The sequence below is a fragment of the Actinoplanes sp. NBC_00393 genome (genome assembly GCF_036053395.1).
Taxonomy (GTDB): domain Bacteria; phylum Actinomycetota; class Actinomycetes; order Mycobacteriales; family Micromonosporaceae; genus Actinoplanes.
The window spans coordinates 1,785,901-1,797,893 of the sequence record NZ_CP107942.1 but is presented as its reverse complement, the minus strand read 5'-3'; the positions used below and the strand labels follow the sequence as shown (position 1 = coordinate 1,797,893).

12 protein-coding genes are annotated in these 11,993 nt (G+C 71.8%); 4 read left to right on the top strand and 8 right to left on the bottom strand.

From position 1 onward, the window contains the following. Positions 1–28: 28 nt before the first annotated feature. Genes OHA21_RS08185 through OHA21_RS08150 form a run of 8 tightly spaced genes read right to left on the bottom strand, consistent with a single transcriptional unit; the run spans position 29 to position 5,888 of the window. Positions 29–331, bottom strand: coding sequence for a hypothetical protein (locus OHA21_RS08185; protein WP_328471816.1), 303 nt, complete (start codon positions 329–331; stop codon positions 29–31). Beyond that, the gene (locus OHA21_RS08180) at positions 300–833 is read right to left on the bottom strand and encodes a hypothetical protein (protein WP_328471814.1); all 534 of its coding nucleotides are present in this window, start codon (positions 831–833) and stop codon (positions 300–302) included. The genes OHA21_RS08185 and OHA21_RS08180 overlap by 32 nt, the downstream gene beginning before the upstream one ends. Positions 834–854: 21 nt before the next feature. Next, complete coding sequence (locus tag OHA21_RS08175) at positions 855–1,745, bottom strand: CPBP family intramembrane glutamic endopeptidase (protein WP_328471812.1); 891 nt, start codon at positions 1,743–1,745, stop codon at positions 855–857. Continuing rightward, positions 1,742–2,284, bottom strand: a complete 543-nt coding sequence (locus tag OHA21_RS08170; RefSeq protein ID WP_328471810.1) for a PadR family transcriptional regulator — start codon at positions 2,282–2,284, stop codon at positions 1,742–1,744. Before OHA21_RS08170 ends, OHA21_RS08175 begins: the two co-directional genes overlap by 4 nt. A 57-nt stretch (positions 2,285–2,341) precedes the next feature. Beyond that, complete coding sequence (locus tag OHA21_RS08165) at positions 2,342–3,337, bottom strand: nitronate monooxygenase (protein WP_328471808.1); 996 nt, start codon at positions 3,335–3,337, stop codon at positions 2,342–2,344. Positions 3,338–3,346: 9 nt separating this feature from the next. Beyond that, positions 3,347–4,117, bottom strand: coding sequence for an endonuclease/exonuclease/phosphatase family protein (locus tag OHA21_RS08160; protein ID WP_328471806.1), 771 nt, complete (start codon positions 4,115–4,117; stop codon positions 3,347–3,349). Positions 4,118–4,128: 11 nt separating this feature from the next. Next, positions 4,129–5,064, bottom strand: coding sequence for an FAD-dependent oxidoreductase (locus OHA21_RS08155; protein ID WP_328471804.1), 936 nt, complete (start codon positions 5,062–5,064; stop codon positions 4,129–4,131). 35 nt (positions 5,065–5,099) lie between these two features. Then, on the bottom strand, positions 5,100–5,888 hold the full coding sequence (locus tag OHA21_RS08150) for a hypothetical protein (protein WP_328471802.1): 789 nt from the start codon (positions 5,886–5,888) through the stop codon (positions 5,100–5,102). A 138-nt stretch (positions 5,889–6,026) separates the two neighbouring features. Between OHA21_RS08150 and OHA21_RS08145 the strand changes: the two genes are divergently transcribed. From OHA21_RS08145 to OHA21_RS08130, 4 genes are read left to right on the top strand one after another with little or no spacing between them, the layout of a single operon-like run. After that, the gene (locus tag OHA21_RS08145) at positions 6,027–8,837 is read left to right on the top strand and encodes a sialidase family protein (protein WP_328471800.1); all 2,811 of its coding nucleotides are present in this window, start codon (positions 6,027–6,029) and stop codon (positions 8,835–8,837) included. Beyond that, complete coding sequence (locus OHA21_RS08140) at positions 8,837–9,646, top strand: carbohydrate ABC transporter permease (RefSeq protein WP_328471798.1); 810 nt, start codon at positions 8,837–8,839, stop codon at positions 9,644–9,646. The genes OHA21_RS08145 and OHA21_RS08140 overlap by 1 nt, the downstream gene beginning before the upstream one ends. A gap of 3 nt (positions 9,647–9,649) precedes the next feature. Next, positions 9,650–10,948, top strand: coding sequence for an ABC transporter substrate-binding protein (locus OHA21_RS08135; protein ID WP_442875077.1), 1,299 nt, complete (start codon positions 9,650–9,652; stop codon positions 10,946–10,948). A 7-nt stretch (positions 10,949–10,955) separates the two neighbouring features. Then, the gene (locus tag OHA21_RS08130) at positions 10,956–11,993 is read left to right on the top strand and encodes an ABC transporter ATP-binding protein (protein WP_328471796.1); all 1,038 of its coding nucleotides are present in this window, start codon (positions 10,956–10,958) and stop codon (positions 11,991–11,993) included.

Genomic DNA, 11,993 nt, shown 5'->3' with positions numbered 1-11,993 from the left:
CGAAGGTAGGGAGGCGCGTCAATGCCGGTCAGCGCCAGGCCGGGATGACGAACCCGGCCGGCTCCCCGCCGGGCAGCGTCGCGACCCGCCACCAGTCGTGCGGGGTCGGGTACCGCTCCAACTCGTCGCGATACTGCTCCTCGGCGGACTGCCGGGCCGGCAGTTGCGCATCGCCGGGCCGCGACCACCAGCCGGCCCGCGTGGTGACGCGGCCGCCGCGCAGCGCGACCCAGAGCCATTCCGGGCGCCGGCGCCCGGCGGTCAGGTCGCCCTGGATCTGGTCATTGAGGACGCCGGTTCTATCGGTCCGCCCGCCCGGCCGGCAACGCATTTCCCAGCCAGTCCTCGAACTCGGCCGGGCTGCGCAGGCTCACGGTCCGCAGATGGGTTGCGCGGGCAGTTCGACCCGCGAGGTACGCCCGACGAGCGCCGAATGTCGTGACCGCGTGCCAGAACGGGTGGTCGCGTTCCAGCCATCCCCGCCAGCGTTCGACGTTGCCGCCGAAGAGCCGCTCCCGGCGCCAGGATCGCTGCAGCGAGCGGCGCAGCAGCCGGAGCAGGACGACCCGGCGCGGGTAGTCGAGCCAGATCACGGTGTCCGCCGCGGCCCACATGGCGTCGCGGACCTGCGGGTATCCCCACGAGTCGAAGATCCAGGCGGGCCGGCGCAGGATCGCGTCGACGTCGGCGACGAGCGCCGGCCGGGTCGACCAGTCCGGGCCGATAGCCAGCGGGTCCATCTCGTGGAAGGGCAGACCCAGGGCGTGGCCGACACGGCGGGCCGCGGTGGTCTTGCCCGCCCCGGACATCCCGACGACGAGCACCCGCTGCACCCGGGCGACTTTACGCCGCGCTCAGCCGGACAGGGCCATGTCGGTGCGTGTTGCGGTGGTGCGGCCCCGGCGGGAGACCAGGAACAGGCCGGCGGCGGCCGTGAGCACCGTCATCAGCACCGCGGAGGCCACCGGCGAGAAGACGACGCCGGCATGGCCCTCGAAGCTCAGATGACCGCCGATCAGCAGTGGTGTCACGACCGCGTTGCAGACGCTGTGCATCAGCACGCCCGGCCAGATCGAGCCGGTGCGGATGCGCATCTCGCCGTACAGGACGGCGGCCGCCATCAGGCCGGCGAACATCAGCGGGAGGAACAGCGGCATCGACAGGGAGGTGACCAGCCGCATGTCGGCCTCGGAGGTCCACATGAGGTACAGCGGCAGGTGCCAGGCCGCCCACACCGCGCCGACCAGCAGGTGCGGGGTGACGCGGCCGGGCAGGCCGAGGGCCGTGGCGGTGCGGGTGCCGTAGCCGCGGAAGGCGAACTCCTCGAGCGGGTTCTTGATCAGCTGGACGGCGAAGACGGTGAGGAACGCGGCCAGGAAGGTGGGCTGACCCGGATCCGGGGCCCAGGAGAAGGTGGCCGCTCCGGCGATGAGGGCAGCGGCCACCACGATGACGGTCGCGACCGGGTAGAAGGCGGCGGAAAAGGCGAACCACCGCGTACGGTGCGGGAAGCGCAGAGTGAGCCCCAGCGGCCCGGCGCCGTCGCGGGAGAGGAAGTAGAGGGCGAGGCCCGCGACCGCGGGGCCGAGGATGAAGATCAGCTGGCCGAGCGTGCCGTCGCTGTTGCTGAAGGCGACCTCGTTGGAGGCCGTCTCGCCGGACGCCCGGTCGAGGGCGAGGCCGGCCCAGCCGGCGCCGATCGCGGCGATCGAGAAGATGGCGAAGTTGAGGCGGGCGCGTCTCATGAGGGTCCTCCGGACAGAGCGTCGAGGGACTCGTCGACCCAGGCGATCGTCGAGCGGGAGTGGTGGATGCCGGCCCGGATGGTGATGCGGATGAACGGCCAGTCGGGCAGGTGACCTTCCTCGGCTTCCAGGCGGGTGAGCAGTTCCTCGTACTCGGTGAGCCGGCTCTCGGCGACCTTGCGGGTGGACAGCAGCAGCTCGCGGCAGCGGTCGCGGCCCAGGGTGCGGCCGAAGAACAGCCGCAACATCAGGCCGTTGCGGGCGGGCGTCTCCTGCGGTGGTTCGCTGAGCAGCTCGATCAGGCGCGCGGTGCCGGTCGCGGTGATCTCGAAGATCGACGACCGGGCGCGGGCCCCGTCGCGGCGCCGCACGTGCCCCTCCTCCTCGAGGGCGTGCAGCGTGGGATAGATCTGGCCGAAGCTCTCGCTCCAGAAGTGGCCGAGCACGTCACGGATGGCTTCACGCAACGCGTAGGCCGTCATCGGCTCGATGCTGAGCGCGCCGAGGACCGCCATCTGGGTCTGACTGGATCGAGCCATGATTTACCGCCCCTTATGTATCTGCCAGATATTTCTAGCAGATACATGCAAGCAGCGTTACTGCGAAAGTGCGGCGAGCAGATCAGCGACCGGGGCCGGGCGGGCTGCGGTGAAGGCGGTGCCCGCCCACAGGTTCAGCGCCTCGGGGTCGCCGTGGGCTGCGGCCGCGGCGCGGATCGGGGCGGTCAGGTGGTGGATCGCCGGGTAGCCCACCGGGGCGTCCGGGAAGGCGTCGGTGAACCGGTTGCGCAGCGCCCGCGCCGGCTGGCCGGTGAACGCCCTGGTCACGACGGTTTCGGTGGAGGCGCCGGAAAGCATCGCGGTGCGCTGGGCATCGCGGGTGCCGGCCTCGTCGGCGAGCAGGAACGCGGTGCCGCACTGGACGGCGACGGCGCCCGCGTCGAGCAACCGCCGGACGTCGGCGGCCGAGCCGGTGCCGCCGGCAGCGATGATCGGTAGGTCGGTCACCGCTCGCACCGACGCCAGGACTTCGGTGGCGACGGTGGTGCCGCGGTAGGCGTACGGATCGGTGGTTGACGCATGTCCGCCGGCCGTGCCGGCCTGCGCGACCAGCGCATCGGGCCCGGCGGCCAGCGCACGCCGGGCCTCGTCCGCCGAGGTCACCGTGATCAGCACGGTGCTGCCGGCCGCGCGCAGGGCGCGCACCACGTCCGGCTGCGGCACGCCGAAGGTGAAGCTCACGAGCGGGATTTCGTACGCGACAGCGAGCTCGATCTTGGCCGCGAAGTGATCGTCATCGTCCAGCCGCAGCGGGGGCAGTTCGACCCCGTACCGTTGCGCCTCGGGCTCGAGCCGCCGCCGGTACTCCTCGAGCGGCCGCGGATCAGCCGGCGCCGGCACCGGGACGAAGATGTTCAGCCCGTAGGGCACCCCCCGGACCTGCCGAACCTCACCCTCGACCGCCTGCGGCGTCTTGTAGCCCGCCGCCAGGAACCCCATCGCGCCGGCCTCGGCCGCGGCCCTGACCAGGGCGGGTGTGGACGGCCCACCGGCCATCGGAGCGACGATCACCGGCCGGGTCAGCTCGTGCATCAGCCGACCCTACGCCGCGCCGGGCACCGCCAGATCCGCCACGACGCCGAAGTGATCGCTGGCCCACACCCCGTCGACCGGCTCGGCGAACGCCCGCTCGCAGCCCACCACGTCGACGACCGGCCCGTGCACCCCGCACCGGACCATCACGTAGTCGATCCGCCGTCCCCGTTCCAGCGGCATCTCCCCACCCCGCACCAGCGGGTTGACCGGCGTGAAGGTGTGCCCGGGATCGTCCGGGTGGACCGCCTCCCAGGCGTCGCGGTAGGCGACGCTGATCCCGTCCAGCGACTGCCTGCCGGTCCAGAACCGGATGCTCGCGGAGTCCGGCGTGTCGTCGAAGTCGCCGGCCACGATCACGTGCCGGTCCCCCGCGTGCTCCTCGACGAACCGGGCCGCGGCAACCGCCTGCACCTCGCGCTCGCGGGCGTACCCGATCTGCCAGGTCGGCTTGTGGTGCACGAACAGCAGCCGGCCGTGCGGCGTGTCGATCTCGCCGGTCACCACCGCCGACCAGGGCAGGTCGACCCGGTCGGTGACCCGCAGGTCGAGCTCGCGTACGGTCCCGACCGGCCACCGGCTCGCGAAGGCCGCGCCGACCCCGTTCGCCGATCGCTGCGAGTGCCGGACGACGTGATAGCCCGGCCCGAGCAGATCCTCCTCGTCGACCGTCTCCTGCAGGGCGATCAGGTCGGGACGCAGCGCCGCGATCCCGGCCCGCAGCACCGGCCGGCGCCGCTCCCAGTCCGCGTTCTCCGGCGAGAACACGTTGAGCGTCATGACCCGCAGGCTCATCCGGCTCCGATCAGGGCGGCGACCCGGGCCGCGTCGCCCCAGGACAGGGTGAAGCCGGCGCCGCCGTGGCCGTAGCAGGCGAAGACCGGCCGGGAGTGCCCGGGCACGGCCTCCACCCGGACGGTGGAGCGGGCCGGGCGCAGGCCGACGCCGCGGGACAGGATCGGCTGGCCGGCCAGCTCGGGCACCAGCGCGGTGACCCGACGCAGGATCCCGGCCTCGACCTCCGGGTCGACGGTCCGGTCCCAGGAGCCCGCCTCGCCGGTGCCGCCGCAGACCACGTCGTGCCGGCGCGGCACCACGTACGCCAGGCCCTCCGGATTGTCCTCATCGGTGATCCACTCGGTGAGCCCCGGGTTGGCCAACCGCACCACCTGCCCGCGGATCGGATAAGCCTGGTCGTCGTCCCCGAGCAGCTCGGCCGAGCGCAGACCGGCCGCGACGACCACCGCGTCGCAGTCCTCCGGCAGGGACCGCACCTCGGCGGTGCGGATCTCCACGCCCCGCGCCTCCACCTCGGCGCGCAGCCAGGCCAGGTAGACGTCGGTCTGGATCAGCGGCACGGTGCAGCGCACCCCGCCGGCGCCGCCCGGCAGCCCGGCCGGGTCGGCCGGCTCATGATGCGGCACCGCCCGCGTCCAGGAATGATCAGCGTCGGTCCGCCGCGACAGCACGGTGCCGGCACGCATCGCGACCCCGGTACGCGGATCCCCCGCCAACTCCTCGAACCGCTTATAGGTGACCGCCGCCGAGTCCAGCACCGATCCGGACCGTTGGACGTCGTGCGGGAACCAGATCGCCGCCGCCACCCCGGAGGTGCTCGCCGCCGCGTCCTGCGCCGCCAGGATCCGCACCCGGTGACCCGCCCCGGCCAGCTCGTGGGCGACGCTCAGCCCGATCACCCCGGCACCCACCACCGTCACCCCAGCCACGTGATCACCCTAGGCGAACCGGTGCCGGTGATCCATCATGCGGCGTCCTCGACGACCGGCCGGACATCCGGGGCGAAGCGGATGCGGGGCCGCAGCAGGCCGTGGCGGGTGAACCACAGGTGGAACTGGTGGGTGGGGCCGTCGCGGTGGCGCGCGGTAGCCAGGGCCGCGTGGTCGTTGCTGGGCAGCATCGGTCGCCAGTTCTCCCAGGTGTCGCCGTGGATCAGCGCCACGCAGCGGTGGCCGCTGTCGCGGAGGCGCTGCGCGACCTTGCCCGGCAGCAGGCCGGCGGCGTGGATGCCGTCGCTCTCGGCGGGGGCGAGGAGGGAGCGCCGGTTCGGTTCGACGTGGACGTCGCCGGCATCGTCGATGAGGACCCACAGGGTCGCCACGCCGCTGTACGGGGTCCAGCGCTCCGGGGTCTCGTCCAGGAGCACCCGGGCGACGCGGGCGAAGTCACGGCGTACCCCGATGGGGTGTGCGGCCAGCCCGGCGGCCACCTGGCCGGCCTGCACCGCCAGGCGTGCCCACGTCAGCGCCGGGACCGGCAGCGGCAACCGTGCCCCGACCTCGGCCAGCTCCTTGCGGGCCGATTCCCGGCCGCGGATCAGGTCCTCGATGCGCGCCTGCCACGTGTCGAGCTCGGCGCGGCGCACGGCATCACGCTCGCGCGGCGCGGCCCCGGCGATCCGGGCCGCCGACTCGTCGAGCAGGTCCCCGGCCAGCAGTTCCGCGTAGGCCGGGCGGGCCACCGGCCACGCCTCGGTGCCGGCGGCGGCGACCAGCTCGGCGGCGCGGATCCGGGCGGCCAGGGTTTCATCCATGCTCGCCATCCTGGCCCACCGGGGTCTGCCCAATGCGACGGACCGCCCGAACCCACCACAGACATTGTTATCGATCACTGGATTTGAAACCCTCCTGGGAGGCGTGACAGTGATAGTCACCGATGAGAGGCGGTCCCCTTGAACCGGCGACGGCGGCAGATCTTCATCGGTGCTCTCATCGGGGCTCTCGTAGCCACAACCGGGGTGGCAGGCGTTCACCTGGCGGGCGCTGTCGTGCCGGCCGCCGGGGTGGCGGCCGGTGGCGGCGAGATGCCACGGGCCCTGGGCGGCCACCTGGCGGCGATGCGCCAGGCCGCACCCAACCACGGCGTGCTGGACAGCCCGGGCGCGCTCGGGCTGGGCGAGTTCGACGAGCGGGCCTACCCGGCGCAGACCATCAAGGTCGCCCAGGTGGACCAGTCGCGGACGGCGTTCAGCGCGGCCGACAAGCGCTCGGCGCCGCAGGGCCGGATCCGGCAGAACCGCTGGACCAACGTCGGCCCGAGTGAGGCGCTCTACCCGTTCACCGAGTTCCGCAACGCGTTCAACTACGTGCCCAACGAGTACGTGGCCGGTGGCCGCACCACCTCGATCGCGATCAGCCACAGCTGCCGTCCCGGGTTCTGCCGGGCCTACATCACCCCGGCCGGTGGCGGCGTCTGGGCCACCCTGGACATCCTCGCCGCCAAGCCGAAGTGGGCGTACCTCGGCGGCCCGCTCGGCATCAACGCGGCCGGCTCGGTGACCATCGACCGCAACGACCCGACCGGGCTGACCATCTACGTCGGCACCGGCGAGGCGAACATCTGCGCCTCCGGCTGCGTCGCCGGCGTCGGCCTCTACCGGTCCACCAACGGCGGCCTGACCTGGCAGGGCCCGCTGGGCAAGAAGGAGCTGGGCGGCAAGGGTCTCGGTGAGATCGTGGTCGAGCCGGGCAACCCGAAGACTCTGTACGTGGCGACGACCACCGCCCTGCGCGGGATGTCGAGTGTCTGCTGCAGCGGCATCACCCGCCCGGTGCCCGACGCCGCGAAGTGGGGCCTCTACAAGTCGACCGACACCGGCAAGACGTGGAAGTTCATCCACAACGGCTCGGCCGACCCGGCGCAGTGCACCGGCAGCACCGAGGAGTGGACCAACAACTCGACCTGCTCGCCGCGCGGCGTGCGCCACATCGAGCTCGACCCCGGCAACAGCAAGATCGTGTACGCGTCGTCGTACGCCCGCGGCATCTGGCGTTCCCCCGACGCCGGCGCCACCTGGACGCAGATCAAGCCGTCGCTGGCCCCGACCGTGTTCCAGACCCGGGCCGCCTTCGACGTGACCAGGCTGCCGAACGGCAAGACCCGGATGTACGTCTACGAGGGCAACGTTGGCACCCCGTACTCCCGGCTGTTCCGCAGCGACGACGTCGCCACCGGCGCCCCGGCGTTCACCGACCTGACCAGCGCGAACGTCGCCGACCCGGGTTACGCCACCTACAACCAGTGCGGCGCGCAGTGCTGGTACGACATCTTCGTGCACACCCCCGACGGGCACCCCGACATGGTCTACACCGGCGGGTCGTACGTCTACGGCGAGACCATCGCCAACAAGCGCGCGGTGGTGCTCTCCACCGACGCCGGGGTGAGCGGCACCGACATGACCTTCGACGGCACCGACGAGCTGCACCCGAACGGCCTGCACCCGGACCAGCACGACATCGTGGTGAACCCGCGCAACCCGTTCCAGTTCTTCGAGTCCAACGACGGCGGCGTGTCCCGCTCCAGCGGTGAATTCGTCAACCGGTCCGACTGGTGCGACGACCCGCAGCGTGGCCTGAACCCCGCGCAGCTCGCCCGCTGCCAGCAGATGCTGTCGCGCATCCCGTCGCGGCTCGACGACATCAACGACGGCCTGTCCACGCTGCAGTTCATGAGCCTGTCGGTCAGCCCGCACGACGCGAACCTGCTGCAGGGCGGCACCCAGGACAACGGCACCTGGGAGAACAAGGGCGAGAAGCGGCGCTGGCTGAACACGATCATCGGTGACGGCGGGCAGTCGGGCTGGGACGTGGCGCGGCCGGAGTTCCGGTTCCACACGTACACCGGTGTGCAGATCGAGGTGAACTTCAACAACGGTGACACCGGCAGCTGGATCTACGTCGGCGAGCCGATCGACGCGCAGCCGAACACGCAGTTCTACGCGCCGGTGATCAGCGACCCGAAGGTCAGCGGCACCATGTTCGCCGGGACCGGGCTCACCGCGTACCGGACCAAGACCTTCGGCCTCGGCGACCGCACCATCGAGGAGGCCAACCGGATCTGCAACACCTGGACCGGTACGTTCGAGGAGCAGTGCGGCGACTGGGCGCAGCTCGGCCCGACCGCGCTGACCGACGTGCTCTGGGGTGACAAGGCCGGCGGCGCCATGGCGGCGATCGAGCGCTCCCCCGCAGACACGTCGACCGCGTGGGCGGCCACCACCACCGGCCGGGTGTTCATCTCCCGCAACGTGGACGCCGAGCCCGCCTCGGCGGTGCAGTGGACCCGCATCGACGACGACCGGCAGCTGCCGAACCGTTTCGTCAGCAGCATCTACCCCGATCCCAGGAACGCGAGCCGGGCGTGGATCTCGTACAGCGGGTTCAACTCGAACACGCCGGCGACACCGGGGCACGCGTTCGAGGTGACCGTCGCGGCGAGCGGGGCGTCGACCTGGACCGACCGGTCGCACAACCTCGGTGACCAGCCGCTGACCGACCTGGTCCGCGACGACGTGACCGGCGACCTCTACACCGCCACCGACTTCGGGGTGCTGCGCCTGCCCAGCGGGACGAGCGCCTGGGTCCGCGCGGCGGGCGGTATGCCCAACGTCGAGGTCACCGGCCTGACGGTCGTACCCGGTAAACGGATCCTCTATGCGGCCTCACATGGTCTGAGCGCCTGGAAGCTGGACCTGAGCAAGTAATGGCGGCGCGGTGGTGGCGCACCCTGGGTGCGGTCTTCGTCCTGCTGGTGTTCGTGCCACCGCTGCTCCTGCTGGTGTCGGGGTCGCTGACCGAGCCGGGTCAGCCACCCCCGCCGACCCCGCGGCTGCTGCCCGACCCGGTGTCCGCCGCGGGGTACGAGCAGGCGTGGTCGCTGGGTGGGCTGGGGCGGGCCACGCTCAACTCGGTGATCGTCGCCGTGGTCGCGGTGCCGCTGAGCGTCCTGGTCGCCGCGTGGGCCGGGTTCGCGCTGGCCCGCTCCTCGCGACGCCTGGTCACCGTGGTGGTGACCGCGTCGCTGCTGGCCCTGATGGCCCCGGCCACCGCCCTGCTGCTCCCCCGCTTCGTGATCTTCCGGTACCTGGGGCTGACCGACACCCTGGTCCCGCTGATCGCGCCGGCCCTGCTCGGCGCCTCACCGCTCTACGTCCTCGTCTACTACCTGGCGTTCCGCGGCCTGCCGTCCGACCTGTACGACACCTGCCGGCTCTGCGACCTGACCCCGGCGCAGACCTGGTGGCGGTTCGCGATGCCGGTGGTGCGCCCGGTGACCGCCGCCCTGACCGCGCTGAGCTTCATCCTCACCTGGTCGAACTTCCTCGATCCGCTCGTCTACCTCTACGACCGGGACCTGTTCACGCTGCCGCTCGCCCTGCGGTCGCTGTCGGTGCTCGACCCGACCAACTTCCCGGTCTTCCTGGCCGGCGCGGTGGTGGCCACGCTGCCCCCGGTGATCGTCTTCGTGCTGGCCCAGCGGTGGTTCCTGCGCCCCGACTCGTTCAGGAGATGAGATTTGCGACGTCTGACTGCCCTACTGCTGTGCGTGGCGCTGGCCGCTTGCGGCTCGCCCAGCGCTGATGAGGACGACAAGCCGGTGCAGCTGCTGGTGTTCGGCGCGCCGGAGGAGCTGGAGGCGTACCGGACGCTGATCGGCTCGTACTCCGAGCCCGTGCAACTCGTCGAGGCCAGCGACCGCGAGGACCTGCTCACCAAGCTGTCGACCTCGATCGCCGGGGGTAACCCGCCGGACCTGTTCCTGATGAACTACCGCTTCTACGGCCAGTTCGCGGTCAAGGACACGATCGAAGCGCTCGACGAGCGGATCGCGGCGTCCGAGAAGATCGACCCGGGCGACTACTACCCGGTGGCGATGGACGCGTTCAAGTGGCAGGGCAAGCAGCTGTGCCTGCCGCAGAACGTCTCCAGCCTGGCTGTCTACTACAACCGGACGCTCTTCGAGAAGTACGGCGTACCGCTGCCGAAGGCGGGGTGGACCTGGAACGACATGCTCACCACGGCCACCGCGATGACCCGCGACTCCAACGGCGGGGTCATCCGGGCCACCGAGAGCGAGGGCGCGGTGCAGCGGCCGGCGGTGCACGGGCTCGGGATCGAGCCGTCGATCATCCGGCTGGCGCCGTTCGTCTGGTCCAACGGCGCCGACATCGTCGACGACCCGGTCCGGCCGACGCGGCTCACCCTGGACTCGCCGGCCGCGAAGGAGGCGCTGAAGAACCTGGTGGACCTGCGGCTGGCGTACGGGGTGGTGCCGACCGACGAGGAGGTGGAGGCGGAGGACGACGAGTCACGCTTCGTCAACGGGCGGCTGGCGATGGTGCTGTCGTCGCGGCGGTCCACCACCACGTTCCGGTCGATCACCGGTTTCGAGTGGGATGTGGCGCCGCTGCCGATCTACCAGAAGCCGGTCGGCATCCTGCACTCGGACGCGTACTGCCTGACCAAGGGCAGCGACAACAAGGACTCCGCCTGGAAGTTCCTGGAGTATGCGATCAGCGCCGAGGGCCAGAAGATCATCGCAGCGACCGGGCGGACCGTCCCGTCGCACATCGAGGTCTCCACCAGCCCGGCCTTCCTGGGCCCCTCGCAGCCGCCGCGCAGCGCCAAGGTGTTCCTGGACGCGATCCCGACGGTACGGGCGCTGCCGACCGTGTCGACCTGGCCGGAGATCGAGGACGTGACCGGCGGCATCCTGGAGAACGCCATGTACCGCGGCGATCGCCTGGACGTCGTGATCCGGCAACTGGACGAACAGACCCGGCCCCTGTTCGCCCGGGGTGAGTATCCGCAATGATCAATGCATGACCGACGCGGGGCTCGTGCTGGAGGGCGTCTCGGCCGCGTACCGGGACGCCCGCGTGCTGCACCACCTCGACCTCGAGGTGCACCGCGGTGAGCTGCTGGTCGTGCTCGGGCCGTCCGGCGCCGGCAAGAGCACGCTGTTGCGCCTGGTGGCCGGCCTGCACCCGGTCGCGGAGGGGCGGGTGCTGATCCAGGGACGCGACGTGACCGGGCTGCGTCCGGGCCGGCGCAACGTGTCCATGGTGTTCCAGTCGTACGCGCTCTTCCCGCACCTGACCGCACTGGACAACATCACCTTCGGTCTGGAGGTCCGCGACACCTCCCGGGCCGAGGCCCGTAAGCGGGCCACCGACGCGGCCGCCTCGGTGGGCTGCGCGCATCTGCTGGACCGGCGGCCGGGCCAGCTGTCCGGCGGCGAGCGCCAGCGGGTCGCGCTGGCCCGCGCCCTGGTCCGCGAACCCGACCTGTTCCTGTTCGACGAACCGCTGTCCAACCTCGATCCGGAGCTGCGGGTGGAGACCCGCGCCGAGCTGAAGGCGCTGCACGCCCGGCTCGGGGTGACCTCGGTGCATGTCACCCACGACCAGACCGAGGCGCTGGTGCTGGCCGACCGGATCGCGGTGCTGCGCGACGGCCGCCTGGAACAGGTCGGCACGCCGGACGAGATCTGGCGTACCCCGGCGACGGTGTTCGTGGCCCGGTTCGTCGGCTCGCCGGCGATGAACCTGCTGCCCGCGGACGGGCCGGTGGTTCCGGACGGCATGCCGGCGATGCCTGCCGCGGGCCGGCTGCTCGGTTTCCGCCCGGAGGCGGTGCGGCTCACCAGCTCCGGCACGCCGGTCACGGTCGAGCGGGTCGATGTGGTGGGCGAGGATGCGTACGCGTACCTGCGGCTCCCCGGCGTCGACAGTGTGCTCGCCGCACGGGTCCCGGCCGCGTGCCGCCCGGCGGCTGGTGACCCGACGCGGGTCAGTGTGGCCTGGTCCGACGTGCACGTCTTCGACACCGCCACCGGCCGGCGGGTGGCGACCCGGTGA

What these genes read in the sequence shown, in the direction of transcription:
- OHA21_RS08185 (WP_328471816.1), bottom strand. Translation starts at nt 331, where the DNA reads ATGCGTTGCCGGCCGGGCGGGCGGACCGATAGAACCGGCGTCCTCAAT.
- OHA21_RS08175 (WP_328471812.1), bottom strand. Translation starts at nt 1,745, where the DNA reads ATGAGACGCGCCCGCCTCAACTTCGCCATCTTCTCGATCGCCGCGATC.
- OHA21_RS08170 (WP_328471810.1), bottom strand. Translation starts at nt 2,284, where the DNA reads ATGGCTCGATCCAGTCAGACCCAGATGGCGGTCCTCGGCGCGCTCAGC.
- OHA21_RS08165 (WP_328471808.1), bottom strand. Translation starts at nt 3,337, where the DNA reads ATGCACGAGCTGACCCGGCCGGTGATCGTCGCTCCGATGGCCGGTGGG.
- OHA21_RS08160 (WP_328471806.1), bottom strand. Translation starts at nt 4,117, where the DNA reads ATGACGCTCAACGTGTTCTCGCCGGAGAACGCGGACTGGGAGCGGCGC.
- OHA21_RS08150 (WP_328471802.1), bottom strand. Translation starts at nt 5,888, where the DNA reads ATGGATGAAACCCTGGCCGCCCGGATCCGCGCCGCCGAGCTGGTCGCC.
- OHA21_RS08140 (WP_328471798.1), top strand. Translation starts at nt 8,837, where the DNA reads ATGGCGGCGCGGTGGTGGCGCACCCTGGGTGCGGTCTTCGTCCTGCTG.
- OHA21_RS08130 (WP_328471796.1), top strand. Translation starts at nt 10,956, where the DNA reads ATGACCGACGCGGGGCTCGTGCTGGAGGGCGTCTCGGCCGCGTACCGG.